The organism is Actinophytocola sp., assembly GCF_009379765.1.
Lineage (GTDB): Bacteria > Actinomycetota > Actinomycetes > Mycobacteriales > Pseudonocardiaceae > Actinophytocola.
Genome location: NZ_WHTD01000125.1, coordinates 1 through 24,674, shown reverse-complemented (window position 1 = coordinate 24,674; position 24,674 = coordinate 1). Strand labels below are relative to the sequence as shown.

The following is a 24,674-nucleotide window of genomic DNA, read 5'->3' as shown; positions in this document are numbered from 1 at the left end:
TCGCGCTCCATGTCGACGTCGAGCACCTCGACGGTGACCTCCTGTCCCACCTCGACGACCTCGGACGGGTGGTCGATGTGCTTCCAGGACAGCTCCGAGACGTGCACAGACCGTCGACGCCGCCGAGGTCCACGAACGCACCGAAGTTGACGATGGAGGAGACGACACCCTTGCGGACCTGGCCGCGCTGCAGCTGGTTGAGGAACTCGCTGCGCACCTCGGACTGGGTCTGCTCGAGCCATGCCCGGCGGGACAGGACCACGTTGTTGCGGTTCTTGTCCAGCTCGATGATCTTCGCCTCGAGCTCGCGGCCCACGTACGGCTGCAGGTCGCGCACCCGGCGCATCTCGACCAGCGACGCCGGAAGGAAGCCACGCAGCCCGATGTCCAGGATGAGACCACCCTTGACGACCTCGATGACCGTGCCCTTGACCGGCTCGTCGGACTCCTTGAGCGCCTCGATCGTGCCCCACGCGCGCTCGTACTGCGCACGCTTCTTGGACAGGATCAGCCGGCCCTCCTTGTCCTCCTTCTGGAGAACGAGAGCCTCGACCTCATCACCGACCTTGACGACCTCGTTGGGATCGACGTCATGCTTGATCGACAACTCACGGGAGGGAATGACCCCCTCGGTCTTGTAGCCGATGTCGAGCAGGACCTCGTCCCGATCGACCTTCACGATGGTGCCCTCGACGATGTCACCATCGTTGAAGTACTTGATGGTCTTGTCGATGGCGGCGAGGAAGTCCTCACCCGTCCCGACGTCGTTGACGGCGATCTGCTGCTGTGGCGCGGTGTCAGCCGGGACAATGGTGGTGTCGGTGGACATTGGCTAGGTGGCTCCGGTACGGATTGATTGAGAGTGGGCAACGGATTTGCAGTTTTTGGCACGCGGCGGGATAGTTCGCCGACGGAACGGACAGGTGCGTTCGACACCGCCAACGCCGCGCAACCGGATCTGATTCCCGCAAGATGACAGACGGCAGCGCGAAACCACTGCGCGGCGGTATCCTACGCGGCTCGACGACGGCCGGGCAAACGTGGGTGGGTCATCCGCGCACGTGAGCACCCGTGCGAGAGCATCATTGACACAGCGCACGCGAGGGGGCGCCCGAGGGGGAACGCATGTCGATGCCGCCAACCGGTGACGCGGACACGGGTCCGGACCCGGCGGGAACATCCGCCCGCACGGCCGAACGCCTGCTCGGCACGGTCGGCAGCGAGCGCAGGCCGGCCACCTCCGCCGAGTCGGTCGCGGCCAACAGTTCCTGGTGGGACGCCGATGCCGACGACTACCACGTCGAGCACGGCGAGTTCCTCGGCGTCGCGGACTTCGTGTGGTGCCCGGAACGGCTGCGCGAGGCCGACGCGGGTCTGCTCGGCGACGTCGCGGGCCGGGACGTGCTCGAGGTCGGCTGCGGGTCCGCGCCGTGCGCGCGATGGCTTTCCGCGCAGGGCGCGCGGGTGGTCGGGCTCGACCTGTCGGCCGGCATGCTGCGCTATGCGGCCGCGGCCAACGAGGCCACCGGGATCGACGTGCCGCTCGTGCGGGCCAACGCGGAGCGCCTGCCGTTCGCGACCGGCTCGTTCGCCATCGCCTGCTCGGCGTTCGGCGCGGTGCCGTTCGTGGCCGACCTGGACGCGGTGTTCCGCGAGGTGGCCCGGGTGCTGCGGCCGGGCGGCGCGTGGGTCTTCGCGGTCACCCACCCGATGCGGTGGATCTTTCCCGACGACCCGGGCCCGAACGGGCTGCGGGTCACCGGCTCGTACTTCGACCGCACCCCGTACGTGGAGGTCGACGCGGGGGGCAACGCCACCTACGTCGAGCACCACCGCACGCTCGGCGACTTCGTGCGCGCGCTCACCGGCGCCGGGCTGACGCTGGTGGACCTCGTCGAGCCCACCTGGCCGGACGGGCTCACCGAGGAGTGGGGCCAGTGGAGCCCGATGCGGGGCGCGCTGTTCCCCGGCACGGCGATCTTCCGGTGCCGGCGGGCGGCGAGCGACCAGTCCCCGTCATGAGCGTGGCGGGCGCCCTGCTGCAGGCTCAGACCACCCGGTTCGAGCAGGTCGACCCGCTCCTGCCGGCCGCGGCCGCGCCGCCGGACGGCGACGTGCTCACCGCGGCGCTGCCGGACGGCGAGCGGGTGGCCGGGGTGGTCGTGCGCAACCGGTACGAGGCCGGCACCGCGCCGACGCTGTGGTCGTCGCGCGAGGCGTGGGAGCTGCACCCGCTGCTCGGCGCGACGGGCGGAGCGGGGATGGAGGCGCTGCTGCGCGAGCTCCACCGGGTGCTGGAGCGGGGCGCGCCCGGCGCGGACTCGGCGTGCCTGGTGACGTGGCCCAGCCGCGACGCGGAGGCGAGCAAGCCGTTGCTGGCGCACGGTTTCGCCCCGCTGTCGAGCATGGCCGTATGCGTCGGCCGGCCGACCCCCGGGGCGGGCGCGGAACTCGCGGTCCGGCTGGCGAGCGAGCGGGACCTGGACGTCGCTCTGGAGCTGGAGCTCGCCGAGCTCGCGTACTCGGCGCTGGTCGGCGCCGCGGTGGCCCGGCCGGACGCGCGTGCGGTCAAGCGCGCGGCGTTGGCCAGGCACCTCGAGCAGGGCGACCCGGTGTGGGTCGCCGAGCGGGAGGGCGTGCCGGTCGGGCTCGCGCACTGCCGGCTCGTCGATGCCGACCCCGGCTCGGTGACCGCCACCCGGCTGCCGGCCGGCCGGTGGGGCTACGTGAACTGCGTGTCGGTGCGCCCCGAGGCCCGCGGCACCGGCGTCGGCCGGAGCCTCATGGCCGTGGCGCACCGCGAGCTCGCCCGGCTCGGCGCCATCGGCACGTTCCTGTACTACAACCCGCCGAACCCGCTGGCCTCGGTGTTCTGGCCACGGCAGGGCTACCGTCCACTGTGGACCATCTGGGAGGTCCGGCCGGCCGGCGCGCTGCGCTGACCCCGGTGGTCGTGGGCAGAAACTCGCGCTGGAACCTGGCGCCGGGCTCGTGACTCTTGCACGGTAAGTAAGCAGGACAGGAGCGATCAGTGACCAATGGGGAATGGTTCGCGCAGCTGTACCAGGAGAGCTACCGCAGCCTGGTGCTGACCGCCTACGCGCTGCTCAGAGACCTCGGCGAGGCCGAGGAGGTCACCCAGGAGGCGTTCGCGGTCGCCTACGGGCGCCGGGCGCGGGTCGCCCGGGCGGACAGCCCGGAGGCATGGATCCGCACGGTCGTCGTCAACCTGGCCCGCCGGCGGTGGCGCAGGCGGGCGATGCTGGACCGGATCCTGCGCAGGGAGGGCGACGAGGAACCCGGCCCGCCCGCGGCGTTCGGCGAGCACCTCGACCTGCACGCGGCGATCCGCACGCTGAGCCACGAGTACCAGGCTGCCGTCGTGCTGCACTACCTGGCCGACCTGCCGGTCGACGAGGTGGCGTCCATCTTGGACGTTCCGGTAGGGACGGTGAAGTCCCGCCTTTCCCGAGCCAGGGCGGCATTGGCCGCGCAGCTGCACACCGAGGAGATGGACCATGCCTGATCTCGACCTGGACACCGAGCTGGGGCGGCTGCGGGACGGCATCCGGCAGTCGGTGCCCGTGCCGGACTTCGACCGGGTGCTCGAGCGCTCCCGGCAGCGGGTGGTGCGCGGGCGGATGCAGATCGCCGCGGCGGCGGCCGTGCTGCTGGTGAGCGTGGCGGTCCCGCTGCTGCGCGCCGGCATGGCCCCGGACCCCGTGGAGCCGGCGACCCCGCCGGCGCCGGCGACACCGTCCCAGCAGATGATGCCGACCGAGCCGTTCATCTTCGACGGGAACTTCGCCGACGAGGACCATGGCTACGCGATGCGCGCCGACTGCGACGAGGGACCGGCGCCACAGGACTGCGCCGAGATCCTGCTGGCCACCGACGACGGCGGGGATCGCTGGACGACCCGGGCGCTCCCGAAGCCGGAGAATCTCCCCAACGGCGCCCTCGGCCGCCTGTGGGTTCTCGGCGAGGACGAGGTCGCGGTGGACTGGAACGGAAGCCTCGCGGCCCAAGCGCGCCGCGTGCACAGCACCGACGGCGGGCAAACCTGGCATCCGGTCGAGGTTCCGCTGGTCGTCACCGACACCGTTCCGGCCATCCCGGACGGCGGGGTGCTGGTCGTGGGCTGCCCGAAGCTCGTCGGCGTCGGCTGGCAGTGCGACGAGACGGGCGTCGACGTGGTGCTACCGGGCTCTGGTGAGCCCGCGCGACTGGCCAACCCGCCGCGGTTGGACGAGCCGCAGCCGGGACCGATCACGACCCGCGACGGCCGGTGGTGGGTGGTCGGCCGCCAGCCGGGCACCCGGCAGTGGGCGGCAGCCGTGAGCGATGACGAGGGCCGCACCTGGGTGATCAGCCCGCTCGGCTTCGCGGGGACACCCGCCCAGGAAGGCTGGTCGGTGGTCTCGGCCGGCGACACTCTGTACGCCTCGGCCGTGGGGATGCAGATCGCCGACAGGTACGGCATGCTCGCGGTTCTCCGCAGCGACGACGGTGGGCGGTCCTGGGAGCGGACCTGGCAGTGGGACGAGGACGCGATGCCACGGGACACCCTCGGCCAGCCGGTCGGACTGCCGGACGGCTCCTTGATGATCAATGCGAAGGGCGGCAAGGGTCGCACGTTCGTGAGCGAGGACGGCGGCCGCACGTTCACCGAGGTGAAGCGGCGCTACAACGGCGGGGCCTTCTGGACCCGGGCCGGTTACGCGGCGTGGCCCGCGGACATGCCGAACGACAAGTTCCAGTTCTCGGCCGATGGCGAGCACTGGCGGGACATGACGATCAAGTAGTCGGGGGGTCAGCGGTGCACCGGGCGGAACTCGCCGACCTGGTGCACCGCCGGCGGTTTGCCGGCTAGCGCCCGGCGGACCCCGTCCAGCACGCCGGTCGAGATCTCCTGGTGGGTGAGCCACCGGGTGCGGCCGGCGTGCCGGAGGAAGCCGAGCACGATCTGCTGGGTGGGGTGGCCGGCGAGGACCGGCTCCGGGCAGCCGCCGACGGGGTTGGCCGACGCGCTCCCGTGCACCTCGACGACCGGCGCCCCGGCCGCGAGCAGCGGGGCGACCGCGCGGAGCACGGAGACCCGCTCGGTGCCGTGCACCCAGGCGACGAGCAGGTCGGCCGGCCCGCCGAGCGCGCGAGCGGCGCCCGCGGCGAGGGCCTTGGGCTCGGACCAGCTGGCCTGGACCCAGAGGGCCTTGCGGTGACCGTTGCCGGTCCCGTTGTGGTCCACGGCCGGGATCGGGGCATAGCGGCGGCTCGGCAGCACGACATGCCAACCGTCGGCGACGAGTGCTTCGGCGCAGCCGGCCAGCATGCCGGTGCCGCCGAGGACGAGGGCCCGCTTCCCGGTCATCCAGCCTCCGCAGCTCGGATTCGCCCGCCACGTTACCGGAGCTTGGGGCTGTTGACCGATTTGCTCAGCCGCGCGGCTCGGTGAGGCTGAACCAGTTGCCGGAGTCGTCCCGGAACACGGCCTCGACGCCGTACGGCCGCTCGGCCGGCTCCTGGACGAACACGACCCCACGCTCGGACAGCTCCCGGAAGGTCTTGTGGCAGTCGTCGGTGGCGAACACGCCGTTGCCGATCGCCCCCTTGGCCACCAGCGCGCGGACCTCCTCCGCGGTCTGCGGCGAGTGACCCATCCGGGCGTCGGCCAGGATGATCGTCACGTCCGGCTGGTCGAGCGGGCCCACGGTCAGCCAGCGGAAGCCCTGCCCCGCGCCCTCGAAATCCTCCCCCATCACGATGTCGTTGCGTACCTCGAAGCCCAGCTTCTGGGTGTAGAACTCCTTGGCGGAGTCCTGGTCGAGCACGGACACGCTGACGTGCGAGATCTTCCTGATCATTGCTTTCGTCTCCCTGGGTCGTTCCTGTGGACCCGACGCTATGACCCGGGCTCCTCGGGTTGCTTATCCGCGATTGCTGGGGGCGCGCTCCTCGGCAGCGGGCGGGCCCAGGCCATGATGTAGCACCCCGGGATCGGCGGCAGGCCTCCCCTGGCGACCATCCGCCGGCGGTACTCGGTGGGCGCGCAGCCGACCAGCTCGGTGAACCGCCGCGAGAACGAGCCGAGGCTGGTGAACCCGACGACCATGCAGATCTCGGTGACGGTGAGGTTGGCGGCGGCCAGGAGGTTCTTGGCCCGCTCGACCCGCCGACGGCTGAGGTATCCGCCGGGCGTCTCCCCGAACGCCGCGCGGAACTCCCGGGCGAAGTGGTAGCGGGAGAAGCCGGCCTCGGCAGCCATGGCATCGAGGTCGAGCGGCTCGGCGTAGCGAGCGTCCATGAGGTCCCGCGCCCGCCGCAGGTGGATGACGGTCTCCACGAAAGCAGGCTACCGCCGCCCACCGACAACCGCGATGACGCACGCGCCACCGCCGTCCACCAACAGGCGCTGGTGCGGAACACCCCGCTCCGAGCCACGAGGCGAGGAGCCCGCACCGTGCGGGTCTGGGGGCCGGCCCCCAGAGCACACCGCGACCGACACCCCGGCGAACGCGTCCCGCGAGCACCCGCCGGTCATCACCCACCGTGTCGAGGAGCGGCCGGCGCTGGTGGGAAACCAACCCGCCCCGAGGCCCCAAGGTGAGGAGCCAGCACCGTGGGGGTCTGGGGGGTCGCCCCCCAGAAGCCACCGTGACCGGCGCCCCGGCGAACGCGTCCCGCGAGCACACCCCGACCACCCCCCACCGACGAGCGCTGGTCACCCGACCAAGCCCACCCCTACCAACGGTGAGGAGCACGCACCGTGGGGGTCTGGGGGGTCGCCCCCCAGAAGCCACCGTGACCGGCGCCCCGGCGAACGCGTCCCGCGAGCACCCGCCGGTCATCACCCACCGTGTCGAGGAGCGGCCGGCGCTGGTGGGAACCCAACCCGCCCCGAGGCCCCGAGGTGAGGAGCCAGCACCGTGGGGGTCTGGGGGGTCGCCCCCCAGAAGACACCGTGACCGGCGCCCCGGCGAGCGCGTTCCGCGAGCACACCCCCGCCCAAAACGCGCCGGTCAGTGAGCGGCGTCGTTCCAGGAGCGCCCGAACCCGACCGAAACATCGAGCGGCACGTCCAGCTTGTAGGCGCTGCCCATTCCCTTGCGCACCAACGACTCGGCGGTGTCCCGCTCTCCCTCGGCCACCTCGAGCACCAGCTCGTCGTGCACCTGCAGCAACATCCTCGTGCGCAGGCTGGCCGAGCGCAGCTCCCGGTCGACGTTGAGCATCGCCACCTTGATGATGTCGGCCGCGCTGCCCTGGATGGGCGCGTTCAACGCCATCCGCTCGGCCATCTCGCGCCGCTGGCGGTTGTCGCTCGTGAGGTCGGGCAAGTAGCGGCGGCGGCCGAAGATGGTCTCCGTGTAGCCGTCCTTGCGTGCCTTGGCCACGATCTCCTGGAGGTAGTCGCGCACGCCGCCGAACCGGTCGAAGTACTCGTCCATCAGCCCGTGCGCCTCGTCCGTGGAGATCCGCAGCTGCTGGGACAGCCCGTAGGCCGACAGGCCGTACGCCAGGCCGTAGTTCATCGCGTTGATCTTGGCGCGCTGGCCGCCGGTGACGTCCGCCGGCTCGACCGAGAAGACGCGCGCGGCCGTGGCGGCGTGGAAGTCGAAGCCGGACTGGAAGGCCTCGATCAGCGCTGCGTCACCCGACAGGTGAGCCATGATCCGCATCTCGATCTGGCTGTAGTCCGCCGTCATCAGGTCCGCGTAGCCGGGTCCGACGATGAACGTGTCGCGGATCGTGCGGCCCTCGTCCGTGCGGATCGGCACGTTCTGCAGGTTCGGCTCGGTCGAGGACAGGCGGCCGGTCGCCGCGATCGTCTGGCTGTAGGTGGTGTGGATGCGGTCGTCGTCGGACACCGACTTGATCAGGCCCTCGACGGTGACCTTGAGCCGGCTGGCGTCGCGGTGCTCCAGCAGGTGCGCCAGGAACGGGTGCTCGGTCTGCTCGTGCAGGCTCATCAGCGCGTCGGCGTCGGTGGTGTAGCCGGTCTTGGTGCGCTTGGTCTTGGGCATCTGCAGCTCGTCGAACAGCACCACCTGCAGCTGCTTGGGAGAGCCGAGGTTGATCTCCTTGCCGATGACCGCGAACGCCTCCTGCTCGGCGTGCTTGACCCGGCTGGCGAAGTGCGCCTCGAGCGACGCGAGCAGCGCGGTGTCGACCGCGATCCCGACGGCCTCCAGGTCGGCCAGGACGTGCAGCAGCGGCAGCTCGATCTCGGCCAGCAGGCTCACCCCGCCGGTTTCCTCCAGCGCGACGTCGAGCGCGTCGGCCAGCTCGGCGATGGCCCTGGCCCGGACGATCTCGCCCTCGGCGACCTTGGCCGCGTCGCCCTCCTCGCCGTCCAGCAACGACAGCTGCCGCTCCTCCGGCTGCTGCTCGACCCGCAGCTCGCGCTTGAGGTAGCGCAGCACGAGATCATCCAGCGCGAACGAGCGTTGGCCCGGCCGCACGAGGTAGGCCGCGAGCTGGGTGTCGGTGGCCAGCCCGCGCATGGTCCAGCCGCGGTGCCGGACGGCGTGCAGCGAACGCTTGACGTCGTAGGCCAGCTTGGCCACCGACGGGTCGGCGAGCCACGCCGTGAGCGCGCGCTCGTCGTCCTCGGCGAGCTGGGTGACGTCGACGTACGCGCCGGTGCCGTCGGCCAGGGCGACGGCGACGGAGCGCAGCTCGACGGCCTCGCCGGACACACCCGTGGACGTGTCGCGGAACGACAGCCCGACCCGGGTGCCGGCCGGTGCGTGCGACGACAGCCAGCCCGCCACCCCGCCCGGCTCGAGCTCGCCGCCGGTGACCTCGAAACCGTGCTCGGCCTCGGGCTCGGCGGTGCTCAGCTCGGCGAACAGCCGGTCACGGAGCACCCGGAACTCCAGCTCGTCGAACAACCGGTGGACGGCGTCGCGGTCCCACGGCTTGGCGGCGAGGTCGTCGGGCCGCACGCCCAGCTGAACGTCCCGGACCAGCTCGGTGAGCCGGCGGTTCATCATGACGTTGGACAGGTTGTCGCGGAGCGCGTCGCCGGCCTTGCCCGTGACCTCGTCGACCCGGTCGACGATGTCGTTGAGCGAGCCGAACTGATTGATCCACTTGGCCACGGTCTTCTCGCCGACGCCCGGGATCTTGGGCAGGTTGTCCGACGGGTCGCCGCGCAGCGCGGCGAAGTCGGCGTACTGGCCGGCCGTGACGCCGGTCTTGGTGTGCACCGCGTCGGGTGTCATCCGGGCCATCTCGGACACGCCGCGCGACGGGTAGAGCACCGTGACGTGCTCGTTGACCAGCTGGAACGCGTCGCGGTCACCGGTACAGATGGCGACCGCGAAGCCCTCGGCGGTGGCCATGGTGGTGAGCGTGGCGATGAGGTCGTCGGCCTCGAAGCCCTCCTTGGACAGCGACGGGATGACGAGCGCGCGCAGGACCTCCTCGATGAGGCTGACCTGGCCCTTGAACTCGTCGGGCGTGGCGGAGCGGTTGGCCTTGTACTCGGCGTACTGCTCGCTGCGGAAGGTCTTGCGGGACACGTCGAAGCAGACCGCGACGTGGGTGGGCTTCTCGTCGCGCAGCAGGTTGATCAGCATCGAGGTGAAGCCGTAGACGGCGTTGGTGTGCTGACCCGTGCCGGTGGAGAAGTTCTCCTTGGGCAGCGCGAAGAACGCCCGGTAGGCCATCGAGTGGCCGTCGATGAGCAGTAGCCGCTGCTCCTGGCCGGCTTTCGAGGTGGTCGGGGCGGGACTTGTGGCGGGCGTCTCAGGCACAGGGCGAGTCTAGGGTGGTGCACCGACACTGGTGACGACCCCACCAGCGAGGAGAGAGCGTGTCGAGCACCCCTGCCAGCAACGTCCCGCCGAACCTGCCGGGAGTTCGGTACGACCTGGTCGACCAGTTGCTGCCGACGAAGATGGGCATCGAGATCACCGAGTGGGACCCGAAGCGCGTCGTCGGCACCATGCCGGTGGCGGGGAACCTGCAGCCCTACGGCCTGTTGCACGGGGGTGCGAACGCGACGCTGGCCGAGACCATCGGGTCGGCGGCGGCGGCGCTGAACGCGGGCACCGAGCGGGTCGCGCTCGGGCTGGAGCTGTCCTGCACGCACCACCGGGCCGCCAAGTCCGGGATCGTGACCGGGGTGGCCACGCCGCTGCACGTGGGGCGCAGCACGTCGACCTTCGAGATCGTGATCACCGACGACGAGGGCCGCCGGACCTGCACGGCCCGGCTCACCTGCATCGTCCGCGAACGGCCGCCGGGCTCATGACCGCGCTCGGGGTCGTGTTCCGGCCGCAGCTCCCACCCGAGCGGCTGCGCGGCGCGGTCCGCGCGGCCGAGGAGTCGGGCCTGGAAGAGCTGTGGCTGTGGGAGGACTGCTTCTTCGAGAGCGGCATCGCCAGCATGGCCGCGGCGCTGGCCTGGACCGAGAGGCTGCGGGTCGGCATCGGCATCCTGCCCCTGCCGTTGCGGAACGTCGCGATGACCGCCATGGAGGCGGCGACCCTGCTCCGCCTGTTCCCCGACCGGGTGATCCTGGGCGTCGGGCACGGCGCGCAGGAATGGATGGGCCAGGCCGGCGTGCGGGCGCCCTCCCCGCTGACGCTGATGCGCGAGCACCTCACCGCGCTGAAGGCGCTGCTGCGCGGCGAGCGGGTCACCACCTCCGGCAGCCACGTGCGGCTGGCCGACGTGGCCCTCGACTGGCCCCCACCCACCCCGCCGGGCATCTACGTCGGGGCGACCCGGCCACGCTCGCTGCGACTGTCCGGTGAGCTGGCCGACGGCACGATCCTCGACGCGAGCCACCCGGCCGCCGCCGTCCGCGAGGCCCGCGCGCTCATCGACGAGGGCCGCGCGAAGGCGGGGCGCACCGACCACCACCGCATGGTCGTCTACCTCCAGGCCACGACCGGGCCGGACGCCGCCGCGCGGCTGCGCACCGAGTTCGAGTACTGGGGCAACGAGTCGATCCCGGACCTCGGCGCCGCCGGGGACGCCGAGACGGTCGCCGCGGCCGTGCGCAAGCTGGTCGACGCCGGCGCCGACTCGGTGATCCTGGTGCACACCGCCGACGAGCCGGACCTGGAGGGCTACGTCAGGTTCGTGGCCGAGGAGGTCCGCCCACTGGTCCCCTGACCAGGAATCCCCGCCGGATGCACCACCGGCACGAGCGGCCTGCCAGAATCACGCCATGCGGGTCCCCAACGGCCTCCGGCGCGCCGCCGGCGTCATGCTCGCCGCGGCGGCGCTGACCAGTTGCACGGCCACCGGCGACACCCCCGAACAAGACGCCTCCGAGCAGCGAGCCCCGGCCTCGACCACTTACGAGCTGGCCCCTCGGCCGGTTCGGCCGGACGAGGTCGCGCTGAACGGCCGTGCGGTCGTCGACGGCGACACGTCGTTCTCGCTGATCGGGCTCAGCGCGCACATGAAGACCCTCGTCGGCAGCCACGTCGAGTTCGAGGCCAAGGGCGAGTTCGCCCGCATCCGGCTGGTCGTGGTCAACGTCGGCCGCAGCGGCGTCCTGTTCGACACGGGCCGGCAGCTGCTCGTGCTCGCGGACGGCAGCACGCGGGCCCCGGACCGGCCGACGATGATGGTCAAGCGCCAGCCCGACAAGTTCGACCTCGGCGCCGCGGTCCGGGTGGAGTTCGACCTGTACTACGACGTGCCGGAGAACGCCGAGCCCGCCGCGCTCCGGGCGTTCGGCGGCGCGACGCTGACCGACATGAAGGACGCCGAGGGCACCGACATCCCGTTCGAGCCGGTGCCCTAAGTGGTCGCGGCGACCACTAAGCCCGCCCGCCTCAGCCGATGTACTCGCCGGTCTCGACGGCGTCCCACTTGCCGGCGGTCACCCGGTAGACGGTGAGGACGTGGTTCCCGGTGTCCCCGTACTCGTCGAAGGAGACCTTGCCGGTGGCGCCGTCGCCCTTGTACCTGCCGGCGTTGGCGACCAGCTCGTCGCGCATCGAGTCGGACCACCGGCCGTCGCCGACGGTCGCCGTCAGCGAGCCGATGATCGCGTTGGCGGCGTCGTAGGCGAACGCGCCGTAGGCGCCGAAACTCTCGGGGTAGCCGGCCGACTGGTAGGCCTTGGCGAACTCCTGCGCGCTGTCCAGGTCCTCGGTCGGTGCGCCGACCGAGGTGGCCAGGTCGCCTTCCCTGCCACCCAGGGTCATGAAGGAGTTGTTGAAGATCCCGTCGCCGCCCATCACCGGGCCCTTCTGCCCCCCGGCCGCGAGCTGCGCGGACAGCGGGGCCGCCTCCGGATACTGGCCGCCGAAGTAGACCGCGTCGGGGCTGAACGGCTTGAGCGCGGCGATGACCTTGGCGAAGTCGGTGACACCGTCGCCGATCCGCTGGCGGGTGACGATCGTCGCGCCCTTCTCCTGTGCCTGCGTGGTGAACGAGTCGGCAAGACCCTCGCCGTAGGTCAGCCCGTCGGTGACGATCGCGATGTTCCGCTTCTTCGCCTTCTCCACCAGGTAGTCCGCCGCGAACGGGCCCTGCAGCGAGTCGACCGTGCAGGTGCGGAAGTAGGTCGGGAACGGCCGTTTCGGGTTGGTGGCGAAGTCCTTGCCCTTGGACAGCGAGTCGGCGGTGTTGGCCGGTGAGATCTGCAGGATCCCGGCCCCGTCCAGGACGGGCTGGACCTTCTCGGACACCGAGGAGTTCAGTGTGGACACCACCCCGACGATGTTCTTCGTGGCGGCCAGCTTCGTCGCGACCTGGACGCCGAGCTTCGGGTTCATCCCGTCGTCCTCGGCCTGCACGACGAGCTTGTAGCCATTGACGGCGCATCTCTTGTTGGCCTGGTCGACGGCGAGGCGGGTCGCGTTCTCGATGCCCTTGCCCTGCGCGACCAGCTCGCCGCTCAGCGGCGCGATGACGCCGACCACCAGGGGGCCCTTGCTGGCGTCGCACGCGGCCGGGTCGGTCCGGTCAGGCGGCACGTCGTCGCCGCCGGACGAGCACGAACCCAACAGCATGGCAGCCGTCGCAACGACGGCCATGACCGTCACCGACCGGTTTCGCACGGGCAGTCCTTTCCACGAGCTCATCAGGCGACGCCGAGATCACCGCCAAGATATGCTGCCCGCACCTCCGGGTCGTGCAGCAGGTCGCTCGCGCCGGCGGTCTTGAACACCCGGCCGGTCTCCAGCACATACGCCCGGTCGGCCAGCTGCAGCGCCTGGTGGGCGTTCTGCTCCACCAGCAGGACCGTGGTCCCGCGCTCGTTGATCTCCCGGATGATCGCGAAGATCTGGGTGACGAGCATCGGCGCGAGGCCCATCGACGGCTCGTCGAGCAACAGCACCTTCGGGTCGGTCATCAGCGCCCGTCCGATGGTGAGCATCTGCTGCTCGCCACCGGACATCGTGCCGCCGTACTGCGACCTGCGCTCGGCGAGCCGGGGGAAGATGTCGAAGACGTCGGCCAGGTCGCCGCTCACGTCACCGCGGCGCCCGTAGGCACCCATCAGGAGGTTCTCCTGCACCGTCATGCCGGGAAAGATCCCCCGCCCTTCGGGAGCCTGGCCGATGCCGAGCTTGACCCGCTTGTGGGCGGGCAGCTTCGAGATGTCCTCCCCCTGGAACCTGACGTACCCGCTGGAGAGCGGCCGCAGGCCGGAGATCGTCTTCAGCGTCGTGGTCTTGCCCGCGCCGTTTGCCCCGATGAGCGCCACGACCTCGCCTTCGGCGACCTCGAGGGTGACTCCCCGCAGCGCCGCGACCTTCCCGTAATGGACGTGGATGTCGTTGACCTCAAGAAGCATCGGCTTCTGCTCCCAGGTATGCCTCGATGACTTTGGCGTTGTTCTGTACCTCTCGGGGCGCGCCCTCGGCGATGAGCTGGCCGAAGTCGAGCACGGCGACCCGGTCGCTGATGTGCATCACCAGGCCCATGTCGTGCTCGATCAGCAGCACCGTGCGGCCGTCGTCCCGGATCCGGCGGATCAGCTCCTGCAGGGACTGCTTCTCGGCCGGGTTCATCCCCGCCGCCGGCTCGTCGAGCAGCAGCAGCCGGGGGTTGGTGCCCAGCGCCCTGGCGATCTCCAGCCGGCGCTGGTCGCCGTAAGGCAGGTTCTTCGCCGTGTCCTCCGTGCGACCGCTGATGCCGACGAAGTCCAGCAGCTCCATGGCCCGCTCACGGCCCTCGCGTTCCTCGCGGTAGTGCCACGGCATGCCGAACGCGGCGCCGAGGGCGCCGGTCCGGTGGTGCGCGTCCAACCCCACCATGACGTTCTCCAGCGCGGACATGTTGTGGAAGAGCCGGATGTTCTGGAAGGTCCTGGCGATCCCGCCCTTGGCCACCTTGTACCGCTTCATCCCGTCGATCCGGCTGCCCGCGAACCGCACCTCGCCCGAGGAGGGCTTGTAGACACCGGTGACCACGTTGAAGGCGGTGGTCTTGCCCGCGCCGTTGGGGCCGATCAGGGCGAAGATCTCGCCCTCCCGGATCGCCAGGTCGACGTCGCGGAGCGCGACGACGCCGCCGAAGGCCATGGTGAGGTTCGTGAGCTCCAGCAGGTTCGTCGGCTCGGCCGTGTCGGTCGGCTCGGTCACTTGGAAACCTCCACAGACGTGTCCGCGGTGGGTCCGCCGACTTCCGCGCCCATCGAGCCCATGCCGCCGGTCCCCTCGGCGAGCTCCGCACGCCTGCGCCTGGACGGCAGCAGTCCCTCCGGCCGCAGCGCCATCAGCAGCACCAGGGCCGCTCCGAAGAACAGGATCCGGTACTCGGCCAGCCCGCGGAACCGCTCGGGAAGCCAGGCGATGAGGAACGCGCCGAGTAGCACCCCGGGCATGTTGCCGGAGCCACCGAGCACGACGGCGACGAGGATGGTCGCGGACAGGATGAACGGGAAGCTGGTGGGCGCGATGAAGTTGGCCTGGCTGGCCCAGACCGAGCCGGCCATGCCCCCGATGATCGCGCCGACCGCGAACGCCAGCAGCTTGAACTTGAACGTCGGCACGCCCATCAGCTCGGCCGCGTCCTCGTCCTCCCGGATCGCCGCCCAGGACCGGCCGACCCTGCTCGTCTCCAGCCTGCGGGAGAAGATGATCACCAGGACGATGGCGCCCAGGATGAGGTAGTAGTAGGGCGCCGGGTCGAACAGGAACTTGGTGCCGAACATCGGCGGCGGGTGCGGGATGTTGGTGATGCCTCGGGCGCCGCCGATCTCGGTGGTGTTGTTGGCGGTGATCCGGACGATCTCGCCGAAACCGAGGGTGACGATGGCCAGGTAGTCACCGCGCAGGCGCAGCGTCGGCGCACCGAGGATCACACCGGACACCGCGGTGATCCCGACACCCAGCGCCAGGGTGTACCAGAAGTTCCAGCCGTACGCGGTGCCGAAGTAGGCCAGCGAGTAGCTGCCGATGGCGAAGAACGCCACGTAGCCGAGGTCCAGCAGCCCGGCGAGGCCGACCACGACGTTCAGCCCGACCGCCATCAGGATGTACGTGCCGACCGGGAAGATCAGGACCGTGGTCCAGTCGGAGTAGGGCGACATGAAGGAGCCGACCCACGGCGCCGGCAGGATGAGCGCACCCACGATCAGTCCGATGTAGACTATCCAGCGCTGCCACTGCGGTGCGTGGGTCCACCAGTCGCGAACCCTGTCGAGCCGCCCGCTCATGGCGTCGGCCGACCGCCGGAACGTGTTGCTGCCGTTGGTCACGTGGTCGCCCTTCATGCGCGTGCTCGCTGCAGGGACTCGCCCAGGATTCCGGTCGGCCGGAACATCAGCACGACCACCAGGACGATGAACGCGATGACGTCCTTCCACTCGGAGCCGAGGAAGATCGCCCCCCAGTTCTCGATCAGGCCGAGGGCGAACCCGCCGAGCAGGGCGCCCCGAATGTTGCCGATGCCCCCGAGCACCGCGGCGGTGAACGCCTTGATGCCCAGCACGAAACCCTCGTTGTACTGGGTGACCTCGAACTCCATCACGTACAGCAGTCCGGCGACGCCGGCCATCGCCCCGCCGAGCAGGAACGTCATCCGCACGACGTTGTCGATGTTGACCCCCATCAGCACGGCGGCCTCGGGATCCTGTGCGGTGGCCCGGATCCCCCGACCCATCTTGGTCCGGTTCACCACCTGGTCCAGCAGGACCATCATGGCCACCGCCGCCACGATGACGATGACGTGGTCGGTGCGGATGTCCGCGTTGCCGATGGAGAACACGGTGTCCCGGTCGACGAACCGGGGCACGCCCGTGGTGTTGCGGCCCGGCTTGTCGAACACCTCGGGGATGATCACCAGCGCGAAGAGCTCCTGTAGGAACAGGGACGCGCCGATCGCCGAGATCAGCGCGGCCAGCCGGGACGCGCCCTTCTTGCGCAGCGGCCGGTAGGCGACCTGCTCCAGGACGACCGCCGCGCCACCGGCCGCGGCCGCCGACACCACCATCATCAACAGGATCAGGCCGATGAGCGCGAACCCGGTCAGCGGCGCGGAGATGCCCATGGTGACCAGCACGAACAGAGAGGCGAACGTGCCGATCATGAAGATTTCGGAGTGCGCGAAGTTGATCAGGCGCAGGACACCGTAGACCATCGTGTAACCGAGGGCGAGCAGCGCGAAGATGGCACCGACCGCCAGCCCGCCCAGGGTGCTGGGCAGGAACTGATCACGCAGATCATCGAGCATGCTGGGTTGCTGCCTTGCTGCTCAGGGCGAGGGAGTTCGCCACAGTAGGGGTTTCGCCACAGTGGCGAGGGCGGGAACGCCGTGCAACGCTCCCGCCCTCAGCGTCTGAATGTGTTCGCTCCGCTCAGCCCTCGAGCTTCGCCTCTTCGGACGGTCCGAGAAGCTTGACCGCCCCGTTCTGGACCTGGTAGATGAAGATCGCGTTGGTCTCCGGCTCGCCGTTGTCCTGGAACTTGATCGGCTTGGACACGCCCTCGAAGTCCTCCGTCTTGATGAAGTCGTTGATCTTCTCGGGCGTGGTGTTGCCGGCCTCGATCGCCTTGATGAAGGTGGTGGCCGCGTCGTAGCCCTCGGTCGCGTAGATGGCGGGGTCGACGTTGAACGCGCTCTTGTAGTTGTCGTAGAACTCCTTGAGCGGGCCGGTGACGTCGGCGCTCGGGATGTTGCACGGGCAGCCGAGAATCGCGCCCTCGGCGGACGCCGCACCCGCGGTGGACACCAGCTGCGCGTCCAGCGAACCGTCGCCGGAGACGAACGGCGCCGTCACTCCGCCGTCCCGCAGCTGCTTGAGCAGCGGGCCGGCCTGGGCGTAGTAGCCGCCGTAGAACACCACGTCGGCGTTGGACGCCTTCACCTTGGACACCGTGGACGAGTAGTCCGATGCGGTCTGGGCGAACTTGTCGGTCTCGGTGGTGACACCGGCCTCCTTGAACGCCGCGTCGACGGTCGCGGCGAGGCCGACGCTGTACTCCTGGTCGTCGCTGACGACGTAGGCCTTCTTCGGGCTCAGCGCCTTGACGAGGAAGTTGGCGATCCCGGGTCCCTGGTCGTTGTCGTTGGCGACCACGCGGTGCCAGAAGGTCCACCCGTTCTTGGCGAGGTCCGGGTTGGTGGCCGACGCGGAGACGCTCGGAATCTTCGCCTCGTTGAGCTGGGCGCCGACCGCCTTGGACTCACCGGAGAACGCCGGTCCGATCAGCCCGACGATCTTGTCCTGGCTGACCGCCTGCGGAACAAGGACCGTGGCCTGCTCGGGCTTGCCCTGGCTGTCGTACTCGACCATCTCGATCTTGACGTCCGGGTTGGTGGCGTTGTACTCGTCGAACGCCATCTTCGCGCCGTTGCGCGGCGGGATCACGATCGCCGAGTTCTCACCGGTCAGGTCACCCATGAAACCGATCTTGACGGTGGTGGCGCCGCCGCCGTCGCCGCTTCCCGAGCTGTCGTCACCAGAGCCGGCACATGCGGAAAGTGTGAGAGTGAGCGCCATGCCGGCGGCCAGCAAGCCAGCGCGGCTAACCATCTTCGGGCCCAACGTGTCGTCCTTTCATAGTGCCGTGGCCTCATGCACGGCTCAGCTTGGCCGAGAAGGCTACCCGACGTCATCGCGTGCCCCACCTCGCGGTACGGCAGGTATTCACCCTGCTCGGCGGCACGGGCTGGAGCGGAACGTAGTAACCAACTCCGGACTAGTCACGCGCCAAGGCCCCTCGTGACCAGACTGCAACGAAACTGCCCTTGGGTGTCCGCTCATCGGACGAACCCGCCGTAAACGGTCATCCACGTAACACCATCTCAACTTCACAACGCCCCGCCGCCGGGTGGTCGGCGACTTCTAGTGTTCTTCCCGTGCCCACACGGAAGCGGCTGCTGGCGTGGCTGGCCGCAGTTGTGCTCGTGGTCGGCGCGGTGGTCGTCCTGCGCACCACCGAGGAAAGCCCGGACCGGCCGGACGCCGGGCCCCAACCCGTGCACGTCGACCGGTTCGCCTCGGACATCGTGGTGCTGCCGAGCCCGGGCGACCCGCCGCCCGCGCCGGACCGGATCGTGGTCACACCGGACACAGACCAGCTGCGACTGTCGTGGGCGGACGGTCTGGCCGGCGGCGGCCCGCCGGAGGGCGTGGTCGGCTACGAGGTGCGCTGGCACCGGGACGGCGGTCCGGTCGCGAGCCGGTTGGTCGCCACGCCGGACGTGCAGCTCGACGGGCTGCGCAACGGTCAGCGGTACCGGGTCGAGGTGCGCGGCATCGACGCGTTCGGCCAGCGGTCGGCGCCGACCGAGGTGATCGGCGTGCCGCAGCGGGCGAGCCGGCCCTGGCTCGCGGGGCTCACCGGGCTGTACGACGACTTCGGCGATCCGGCGACCGCGCTGGGAGGCTCGCCGACCTCGCGATGGCACATGTCCGGCTACCGCGGGTGCGTCGGCCTGGGCCCGGGGCGGGTCACCGGGCGCGGGCTCCCGATCGACCTCGGGTGTGGCGCGGACATGGCGGTGCTGCGGGCCCGCGAGCCGTTGCGGCTGACCGCGCCGGAAGGCACCGACGGTGTGCTCGGCCGGGTCATGGTGCGGACCGACACCGCGGGGCCGGGCGGCGAGCTGACCGTGGACCTGGTGCCGGGGCGGGCGGACCGGGTCGGTGTCGGGGTGCGGCGGGCGAGCCGGACCGAGGAGGTGGACCCCGCACTGCCCGGCGGGACGATCCGGGTGGTGGTGGCCGACGTCGGGGTGCAGGTCGCCGCGGCCCCGGACGTGCCCTCCACCGGGCGGACGATCGAGATGCACGCGTCGCCGCGGCGCGGGCCGGGCGTGGTGCACCTGTTCGAGGTCGTCCTGACGACGTCCGGGGTGCGGGTGTACCAGGACGGGCTCGCGGTGGCGGCCCGCGGGGTGGTGCCGACCTGGGACACCGCGTGGGTGCTGCTGGGGTTCCGCGGGCCGGACGGGCGGCGGTCCCGGGTGCACGTCGCGGGCGCCGGGTTCACCGGCCCGCCGGTCGCGGCGCCGGGCGTGGTCGAGGCGTCGGTGACCGCGGCGACCCGGCAGGTCCTGGGGCTCACCGACCAGGAACCGGGGATCGGGATCGCGCGCACGCCGTTGCGGTCGGCGCGGTCGGCACGCGTGGTGGCGACGATGGCCGTGACGCCGGACCTGGACCCGAACGGGGTGGTGGTGCAGCTGGGCGGGATGCGGGTGCCGGCACGGCCGGCGGTCGCGGTGCCGCCCCGGGTGCAGGGCGCGGCGCTGACCGTGGTGGCGGACGTGCCCGCGGCGCTGCTCGGTCCGCGCGGGCCGGACACGATCACGCCGTTCGTGCTGCGCGCGCCGGGGGCGAGCCCGCAGGTGTCGCTGCTGGAGACGTACCTGGAGATCACGCCGACGCCGTCCTGGTCGCCGACCGACCCGCCGTCGATCAACCAGCCGGAGCTGCCGGACGGGCTGCCCACGTGGCCGCGGCGCTGGGCAACGCCGCCGGGGAGCCGCTCTCCAGCACGACCGTGCCGCGGCGCGGGCAGCTCGTGCTGGGGGTGACGCTGGACGCGGCGACCGCGCAGTGGGACACGGGTGCGGTCGGTGGCGTGCAAGGCATGCAGGTGCGGCTGGACGGCGCGCTGATCGCCGGCGTGCCGACGGCCATGGACGGTCCCGGCGTCGGCGGCAGCTACGCGGTGTCGGTCGCCGTCGGCGGGCTGGCCGTCGGCGCGCACACCATCGAGGTGCGCGAGTACGGCATGGACAGCCGCGAGCGACCGCGGTCGGCGTTGCTGAACTTCGTGGTCAGGTGATGTTCTCGACCACGGCCTCGGCGACGGCCTTCATCGTGGTGCGCCGGTCCATGGCGGTGCGCTGGATCCAGCGGAACGCCTCGGGCTCGGACAGGCCCTGCTTGGTCATGAGCAGGCCCTTGGCGCGCTCGATGAGCTTGCGGGTCTCCATCCGGTCGGTGAGCGTGGCGACCTCGGTCTCGAGGGCGGCGAACTCGGCGAAGCGGCTCACTGCCAGCTCGATGGCCGGCACGAGGTCGTGCTTGGCGAACGGCTTGACCAGGTAGGCCATGGCGCCGGCCTCCCGGGCACGCTCGACCAGGTCGCGCTGGCTGAAGGCGGTGAGGATGACGACGGGTGCGATGCGCTTGCCCGCGATGGCCGCCGCCGCGTCGATGCCGTCGAGCTTGGGCATCTTCACGTCGAGGATCACGAGGTCGGGCCGCAGCTCCGTGGCCAACGCGACGGCCTGCTCGCCGTCGGCCGCCTCACCCGCGACGTGATAGCCCTCTTCCTTGAGCATCTCGACGAGATCGAGCCGGATCAGTGCCTCGTCTTCGGCTACCAGGACGCTTCGCTGCACGGCCGGGCCGGACTGGGCCTCGGCAGCCTGCTCGGTCACCGGGGTCCTCCTGTTTCTCGGGTACCGCTCTGAAACCCCAGCCTACCGGCGTCTCGGACCGGCGACCGGACTCCGAGACAGTGATCACCATAACGTAACGAACTGGCAACATCGCCCGTGACCTGGCTCACCGCTCAGGCCCGCCCCACACCACCGCCAGCCCCAGGTTGACCACCGCGACAGCGGCGAACGCGACGCCGAGCCAGGCCCCGCCGGCCGCGGCGAGTGCCAGGGCCGCCACCCCGAACACGACGACTTTGGCGACGACGAGCCAAGGCATCGGAAGCCGGCGCCGGGCTTTGGGCGCGAGCAGCAGCCCCCAGGTCCCGATCAGCGCGGCGGGCGCCCCGATGCCGAGCAGGATCCGGACGACCACCGGCCCATCGAACGCGAACCCCCACCACGCCAGCGCCGCGACGGCGAGCACTTCGAGCAGGAACGCCACCAGGTCGTTGACCGTCTTGAGCGCGGCCACGTCAGAGGGTTCGTTCGAGCCGTGTCGCCACCAGCTTCACGAACCGGCCCGGGTCGGCCAGGTCGCCACCCTCCGCGAGCAGGGCCATCCCGTACAGGAGCTCGGCCGTCTCGGCGAGGCCGGCCTTGTCGTCGCGCTCGGCGTGGGCGGTGCGCAGCCCGGTGACCAGCGGGTGGTTCGGGTTGAGCTCGAGGATTCGCTTGATCCGCGGCAGCTCCTGGCCCGACGCGCGATACATCTTCTCCAGCGTCGGCGACACGTCGTGGGTGTCGCCGACCACGCAGGCGGGTGACGTGGTGAGCCGCGAGGACAGCCGCACCTCCTTGACGTCGTCCGCCAGGGCGGTCGTCAACCAGCCGAGCAGCGGGGCGAAGTCCTCCCGCTGCTGCTCGCGCTCGGTGCTCTCCTCGGGGTCGAGGTCGACCTGCCCCTTGGCGATCGACTGGAACCGCCGCCCGTCGAACTCGGTGACGGTGTCGACCCACATCTCGTCGATGGGGTCGGTGAGCACCAGCACCTCGAAGCCCCGGTCCCGGAACGCCTCCATGTGCGGCGAGTTCTCGATGGCCGTGCGGGACTCGCCGGTGAGGTAGTAGATGTGCTGCTGGCCGTCCTTCATGCGCTCCGCGTACCGGCGCAGCGTGACCTGCTCGTCCGGGTCACGCGTGGTGCCGAACGAGCAGATCTCGAGGATCGCCTCGCGGTTCTCCTGGTCGACGAGGAGGCCTTCCTTGACCACGCCGCCGAAGGCCTCCCAGAACTTCGGGTAGCCGTCGGCGTTGTCGGCCAACATCGTCTTGACCGACGAGAGGACCTTCTTGACGAGGCGACGGCGGATCAGCTGGATCTGGCGGTCCTGCTGGAGGATCTCGCGCGACACGTTCAGCGAGAGGTCCTGCGCGTCGACCACGCCCTTGACGAAGCGCAGGTACTCGGGGACCAGCGCCTCGCAGTCGTCCATGATGAACACGCGCTTGACATAGAGCTGGACGCCGCGCTTGCGCTCCCGCACGAACAGGTCGAACGGCGGCTGGGACGGGATGAACAGCAGCGCCTGGTACTCGAAGGTGCCCTCGGCCTGGAGCCGGATGGTCTCGAGCGGGTCGGCCCAGTCGTGGCTGACGTGCTTGTAGAACTCGTGGTACTCGGCCTCGGTGACCTCGTTCTTCGGGCGCGCCCACAGCGCCTTCATCGAGTTCACGGTCTCGGGCTCGCTCTCGCCCGCCATCCGGATGGGCCAGGTGATGAAGTCGGAGTACCGCTTGACGATCTCCCGGAGCTTCGCCGGGTCGGTGTAGTCGAACAGCCGGTCCTCGGTGTCCACGGGCTTGAGGTGCAGGGTGACCGCGGTGCCCTGCGAGACGTCGTCCGCGGGCTCGACCGTGTAGGTCCCCTCGCCGGTCGACTCCCAGCGGACCCCCTCGCCCGTCCCCGCGCGCCGGCTCACGAGCGTGACCTTGTCGGCGACCATGAAGCTGGCGTAGAAGCCGACGCCGAACTGCCCGATGAGCTCGGCGTCCTTCGACTCCTTCAGCTCGCGCAGCAGCTCGGCCGTCCCGGACTTGGCGATCGTGCCGATGAGGCTCACGACCTCGTCCCGCGTCATCCCGATGCCGTTGTCCCGAACGGTCAGGGTGCGCTGCTCCGCGTCCGTCGAGATCTCGATGTGCGGATCGTCGGTGTCCGCGTCGAGCTCCTTGTCGCGGAACGCCTCCAGCCGCACCTTGTCCAGCGCGTCGGAGGCGTTCGAGACGAGCTCCCGCAGGAAGATGTCCTTGTTCGAGTAGATCGAATGGATCATCAGCTGCAGGAGCTGCCGTGCCTCGGACTGGAACTCGAGCGTCTCGGTGGTCACGTGTTTCCCTTCCCCGGTAGCCGTCGCTTTGGCCGTCGCTTTGGCCGTCGCCGCAGCCATCGCTTTGGCCGTCGCGACGAACTCGGATGCTATCGAGCGCCGCGGGCCCGCCGGCACGGTGGACCACGCCCGCCCGACCCGGTGATCGGAAACCCTCGCGAGCCGCCCACCAGCGATCCCGTAGAGTCGCCACGCACCAGCCCCCGTAGCCCAATCGGCAGAGGCAACGGACTCAAAACCCGTCCAGTGTGCGTTCGAATCGCACCGGGGGCACCCTCTCCCGCCAGCTCTGAACAGGCCTTTCATCTGCAAAGACACCTTCAGTGATGATCATGGTGTATCCGGCTCTGTCCGGCTGGGACCGGCCGAATCCGGCTGATCACTCCCCCCACGCTCCCCCGTTTCGGCGCTCCATCCGAGTGCGCGTTCGATGCGCTCGCGGGCAGCGGCCTCCAGGCCGGCGACCACCTTCGCGTAAATCTGGTGGAGAACTGCCACCGAGTGACCGGCCCATTCCGCGCACTGGGTCGAGGGCACCCCGGCAATGAGCCACGTCGACACGCACGCATGCCGGAGGTCGTACGGCCGCCGAGTGAGTGGGGACGAGTACTCCTCCTCGGTGAGCGCCGCCTTGCGCGCCTTCTCCCAGACGCGGGCGATGGTCGACTCGACGAGGTCACCGTCCGTGAGGCTTCGGAACAGCCCACTGCGTGGTGCAGCAGACTGGTGTTGATCTTGAAAAGTTGGAGCAGGTCGTGCACCTGGACGGCGACACGCCCAAGGTCAGTCTCGCCGGAATCAAACTCGGCAAGAACAACGCGGAACGTACGCGTGTTGTCGCGCAGATTCTGGTCATGACACGCGGCTTCGGCTTCGAGGAGAATGAGACCCCGCTGGAGGTTGTCCGCGCCGAATGCGATCGCCTCAAGGTCTATGACTCGGCCAACTTCTCCAGCACCATGAAGGCACTTAATGGCTACGTCATCACCGGCACCGGGCAGAGCCGACGCCTGCGCGCGAAGAGCGCGGGCGTCACCGCGTTCCCCGGCGTCGTGGACCGTCTCCTGGGCGACTCGTGACCGCCCTCGACGTTCGCGTCCAGCAAGGTTTCACCGCCGCTGGCATTCCGGCCGAGTTGGTGCATGAGCTGCTGGACGCGTTCGCCGAGGCGAAGCGACGATTCTATCGGGATGACCTCAGACCGTCGGAAAACGAGGGCGGGAGGTTCTCAGAAGCTGTCTTTCGTGTCCATTCACGGGTGTCTGCGTGGAATGAACTCAGGCTGTCGTGGGGAGCCAGGGTCGGCCGGTGAGCGCTGTGTGGATGGCGTCGATGGCGCGAATGCCGTGGCCGCGGGCGCTGGCGAGGTAGGAGCGGATGCGTGAGGATTATTCAAGTGTGCCACGAACGATGAGGGGAGTTGCCTTAGGGGATCTTTCTGATGCGGTGCTGTGCAGGAGATGAAGGGGTAGTGGCCCTTCGGCATCGCCCTACGGGGGGAGATGTCAAATCACCTCAAGC

23 protein-coding genes, 1 tRNA gene and 2 pseudogenes are annotated in these 24,674 nt (G+C 70.3%); 11 read left to right on the top strand and 15 right to left on the bottom strand.

What is annotated here, in order from left to right; all coding sequences use genetic code 11:
* Positions 1 to 829, bottom strand: a pseudogene (locus tag GEV28_RS30360) (S1 RNA-binding domain-containing protein); the annotation flags it as partial.
* 302 nt (positions 830 to 1,131) lie between these two features.
* On the opposite strand from GEV28_RS30360, the gene GEV28_RS30355 reads away from it, so the two are divergent.
* The 4 genes from GEV28_RS30355 to GEV28_RS30340 all read left to right on the top strand — a co-directional run bounded on the left by GEV28_RS30355 (position 1,132) and on the right by GEV28_RS30340 (position 4,805).
* A complete protein-coding gene (locus GEV28_RS30355) occupies positions 1,132 to 2,022 on the top strand; it encodes a class I SAM-dependent methyltransferase (RefSeq protein ID WP_291415888.1) in 891 nt (296 codons plus the stop codon).
* A complete protein-coding gene (locus GEV28_RS30350) occupies positions 2,019 to 2,942 on the top strand; it encodes an N-acetyltransferase (RefSeq protein ID WP_291415883.1) in 924 nt (307 codons plus the stop codon). Before GEV28_RS30355 ends, GEV28_RS30350 begins: the two co-directional genes overlap by 4 nt.
* An 89-nt stretch (positions 2,943 to 3,031) precedes the next feature.
* On the top strand, positions 3,032 to 3,526 hold the full coding sequence (locus tag GEV28_RS30345; protein ID WP_291415882.1) for a SigE family RNA polymerase sigma factor: 495 nt from the start codon (positions 3,032 to 3,034) through the stop codon (positions 3,524 to 3,526).
* A complete protein-coding gene (locus GEV28_RS30340; protein ID WP_291415881.1) occupies positions 3,519 to 4,805 on the top strand; it encodes a hypothetical protein in 1,287 nt (428 codons plus the stop codon). Before GEV28_RS30345 ends, GEV28_RS30340 begins: the two co-directional genes overlap by 8 nt.
* Positions 4,806 to 4,813: 8 nt before the next feature.
* On the opposite strand, the gene GEV28_RS30335 is transcribed toward GEV28_RS30340, so the two are convergent.
* The 4 genes from GEV28_RS30335 to polA form a co-directional block, all read right to left on the bottom strand.
* Entirely contained in the window at positions 4,814 to 5,371 is a 558-nt protein-coding gene (locus GEV28_RS30335) for a hypothetical protein (protein ID WP_291415880.1), read from the bottom strand.
* A gap of 64 nt (positions 5,372 to 5,435) precedes the next feature.
* A complete protein-coding gene (locus GEV28_RS30330; protein ID WP_291415879.1) occupies positions 5,436 to 5,864 on the bottom strand; it encodes a VOC family protein in 429 nt (142 codons plus the stop codon).
* Between the two features lie 38 nt (positions 5,865 to 5,902).
* The gene (locus tag GEV28_RS30325) at positions 5,903 to 6,343 is read right to left on the bottom strand and encodes a helix-turn-helix domain-containing protein (RefSeq protein WP_367115226.1); all 441 of its coding nucleotides are present in this window, start codon (positions 6,341 to 6,343) and stop codon (positions 5,903 to 5,905) included.
* Positions 6,344 to 7,019: 676 nt separating this feature from the next.
* Positions 7,020 to 9,761, bottom strand: a complete 2,742-nt coding sequence (gene polA / locus GEV28_RS30320) for a DNA polymerase I (RefSeq protein WP_291415878.1) — start codon at positions 9,759 to 9,761, stop codon at positions 7,020 to 7,022.
* A 95-nt stretch (positions 9,762 to 9,856) separates the two neighbouring features.
* Between polA and GEV28_RS30315 the strand changes: the two genes are divergently transcribed.
* Genes GEV28_RS30315 through GEV28_RS30305 form a run of 3 tightly spaced genes read left to right on the top strand, consistent with a single transcriptional unit; the run spans position 9,857 to position 11,770 of the window.
* Positions 9,857 to 10,261: a hotdog fold thioesterase gene (locus GEV28_RS30315; RefSeq protein WP_291415886.1), complete on the top strand. Its 405-nt coding sequence runs from the start codon at positions 9,857 to 9,859 to the stop codon at positions 10,259 to 10,261.
* Positions 10,258 to 11,130, top strand: a complete 873-nt coding sequence (locus tag GEV28_RS30310) for an LLM class flavin-dependent oxidoreductase (protein WP_291415877.1) — start codon at positions 10,258 to 10,260, stop codon at positions 11,128 to 11,130. The genes GEV28_RS30315 and GEV28_RS30310 overlap by 4 nt, the downstream gene beginning before the upstream one ends.
* A gap of 55 nt (positions 11,131 to 11,185) precedes the next feature.
* Complete coding sequence (locus GEV28_RS30305; protein WP_291415876.1) at positions 11,186 to 11,770, top strand: hypothetical protein; 585 nt, start codon at positions 11,186 to 11,188, stop codon at positions 11,768 to 11,770.
* 31 nt (positions 11,771 to 11,801) lie between these two features.
* Here the strand turns inward: GEV28_RS30305 and GEV28_RS30300 are convergent, their stop codons facing one another.
* The 6 genes from GEV28_RS30300 to GEV28_RS30275 form a co-directional block, all read right to left on the bottom strand.
* Positions 11,802 to 13,010 (bottom strand): branched-chain amino acid ABC transporter substrate-binding protein, encoded by a 1,209-nt coding sequence (locus tag GEV28_RS30300; RefSeq protein ID WP_291415875.1) that lies wholly within the window; start codon positions 13,008 to 13,010, stop codon positions 11,802 to 11,804.
* Positions 13,011 to 13,057: 47 nt separating this feature from the next.
* Positions 13,058 to 13,774: an ABC transporter ATP-binding protein gene (locus GEV28_RS30295; protein WP_291415874.1), complete on the bottom strand. Its 717-nt coding sequence runs from the start codon at positions 13,772 to 13,774 to the stop codon at positions 13,058 to 13,060.
* Positions 13,764 to 14,504 carry an ABC transporter ATP-binding protein gene (locus GEV28_RS30290; protein ID WP_291415885.1) on the bottom strand — a complete coding sequence of 247 codons (741 nt, stop codon included), beginning with the start codon at positions 14,502 to 14,504 and terminating at the stop codon, positions 13,764 to 13,766. The genes GEV28_RS30295 and GEV28_RS30290 overlap by 11 nt, the downstream gene beginning before the upstream one ends.
* Positions 14,505 to 14,560: 56 nt before the next feature.
* Complete coding sequence (locus GEV28_RS30285; protein ID WP_291415873.1) at positions 14,561 to 15,697, bottom strand: branched-chain amino acid ABC transporter permease; 1,137 nt, start codon at positions 15,695 to 15,697, stop codon at positions 14,561 to 14,563.
* On the bottom strand, positions 15,694 to 16,656 hold the full coding sequence (locus GEV28_RS30280; protein ID WP_291415872.1) for a branched-chain amino acid ABC transporter permease: 963 nt from the start codon (positions 16,654 to 16,656) through the stop codon (positions 15,694 to 15,696). Before GEV28_RS30280 ends, GEV28_RS30285 begins: the two co-directional genes overlap by 4 nt.
* A 124-nt stretch (positions 16,657 to 16,780) precedes the next feature.
* Positions 16,781 to 17,926, bottom strand: coding sequence for a branched-chain amino acid ABC transporter substrate-binding protein (locus GEV28_RS30275; protein ID WP_291415884.1), 1,146 nt, complete (start codon positions 17,924 to 17,926; stop codon positions 16,781 to 16,783).
* Positions 17,927 to 18,285: 359 nt separating this feature from the next.
* Between GEV28_RS30275 and GEV28_RS30270 the strand changes: the two genes are divergently transcribed.
* Complete coding sequence (locus tag GEV28_RS30270) at positions 18,286 to 19,968, top strand: fibronectin type III domain-containing protein (protein ID WP_291415871.1); 1,683 nt, start codon at positions 18,286 to 18,288, stop codon at positions 19,966 to 19,968.
* On the top strand, positions 19,884 to 20,222 hold the full coding sequence (locus tag GEV28_RS30265; RefSeq protein WP_291415870.1) for a hypothetical protein: 339 nt from the start codon (positions 19,884 to 19,886) through the stop codon (positions 20,220 to 20,222). The genes GEV28_RS30270 and GEV28_RS30265 overlap by 85 nt, the downstream gene beginning before the upstream one ends.
* Here GEV28_RS30265 and GEV28_RS30260 read toward each other — a convergent pair.
* The 3 genes from GEV28_RS30260 to htpG form a co-directional block, all read right to left on the bottom strand.
* Complete coding sequence (locus GEV28_RS30260) at positions 20,215 to 20,823, bottom strand: response regulator (protein WP_291415869.1); 609 nt, start codon at positions 20,821 to 20,823, stop codon at positions 20,215 to 20,217. The genes GEV28_RS30265 and GEV28_RS30260 overlap by 8 nt on opposite strands.
* 127 nt (positions 20,824 to 20,950) lie before the next feature.
* Positions 20,951 to 21,298 carry a YrdB family protein gene (locus GEV28_RS30255; protein ID WP_291415868.1) on the bottom strand — a complete coding sequence of 116 codons (348 nt, stop codon included), beginning with the start codon at positions 21,296 to 21,298 and terminating at the stop codon, positions 20,951 to 20,953.
* Position 21,299: 1 nt separating this feature from the next.
* The gene (gene htpG / locus GEV28_RS30250; RefSeq protein WP_291415867.1) at positions 21,300 to 23,153 is read right to left on the bottom strand and encodes a molecular chaperone HtpG; all 1,854 of its coding nucleotides are present in this window, start codon (positions 23,151 to 23,153) and stop codon (positions 21,300 to 21,302) included.
* Positions 23,154 to 23,352: 199 nt separating this feature from the next.
* Here htpG and GEV28_RS30245 point away from each other — a divergent pair.
* A tRNA-Leu gene (locus tag GEV28_RS30245) sits at positions 23,353 to 23,426 on the top strand.
* Between the two features lie 57 nt (positions 23,427 to 23,483).
* On the opposite strand, the pseudogene GEV28_RS30240 reads toward GEV28_RS30245, so the two are convergent.
* A pseudogene (locus tag GEV28_RS30240) lies at positions 23,484 to 23,855 on the bottom strand (integrase); the annotation flags it as partial.
* Positions 23,856 to 23,863: 8 nt separating this feature from the next.
* Here GEV28_RS30240 and GEV28_RS30235 point away from each other — a divergent pair.
* Positions 23,864 to 24,232 carry a hypothetical protein gene (locus GEV28_RS30235; protein ID WP_291415866.1) on the top strand — a complete coding sequence of 123 codons (369 nt, stop codon included), beginning with the start codon at positions 23,864 to 23,866 and terminating at the stop codon, positions 24,230 to 24,232.
* The last annotated feature ends 442 nt before the right edge of the window (positions 24,233 to 24,674 follow it).

Coding starts and splice junctions, on each gene's coding strand:
- GEV28_RS30355 (WP_291415888.1), top strand. CDS start 1,132: ATGCCGCCAACCGGTGACGCGGACACGGGTCCGGACCCGGCGGGAACA.
- GEV28_RS30350 (WP_291415883.1), top strand. CDS start 2,019: ATGAGCGTGGCGGGCGCCCTGCTGCAGGCTCAGACCACCCGGTTCGAG.
- GEV28_RS30340 (WP_291415881.1), top strand. CDS start 3,519: ATGCCTGATCTCGACCTGGACACCGAGCTGGGGCGGCTGCGGGACGGC.
- GEV28_RS30335 (WP_291415880.1), bottom strand. CDS start 5,371: ATGACCGGGAAGCGGGCCCTCGTCCTCGGCGGCACCGGCATGCTGGCC.
- GEV28_RS30330 (WP_291415879.1), bottom strand. CDS start 5,864: ATGATCAGGAAGATCTCGCACGTCAGCGTGTCCGTGCTCGACCAGGAC.
- GEV28_RS30310 (WP_291415877.1), top strand. CDS start 10,258: ATGACCGCGCTCGGGGTCGTGTTCCGGCCGCAGCTCCCACCCGAGCGG.
- GEV28_RS30305 (WP_291415876.1), top strand. CDS start 11,186: ATGCGGGTCCCCAACGGCCTCCGGCGCGCCGCCGGCGTCATGCTCGCC.
- GEV28_RS30300 (WP_291415875.1), bottom strand. CDS start 13,010: ATGGCCGTCGTTGCGACGGCTGCCATGCTGTTGGGTTCGTGCTCGTCC.
- GEV28_RS30295 (WP_291415874.1), bottom strand. CDS start 13,774: ATGCTTCTTGAGGTCAACGACATCCACGTCCATTACGGGAAGGTCGCG.
- GEV28_RS30290 (WP_291415885.1), bottom strand. CDS start 14,504: ATGGCCTTCGGCGGCGTCGTCGCGCTCCGCGACGTCGACCTGGCGATC.
- GEV28_RS30285 (WP_291415873.1), bottom strand. CDS start 15,697: ATGAAGGGCGACCACGTGACCAACGGCAGCAACACGTTCCGGCGGTCG.
- GEV28_RS30280 (WP_291415872.1), bottom strand. CDS start 16,656: ATGCTCGATGATCTGCGTGATCAGTTCCTGCCCAGCACCCTGGGCGGG.
- GEV28_RS30275 (WP_291415884.1), bottom strand. CDS start 17,926: ATGGCGCTCACTCTCACACTTTCCGCATGTGCCGGCTCTGGTGACGAC.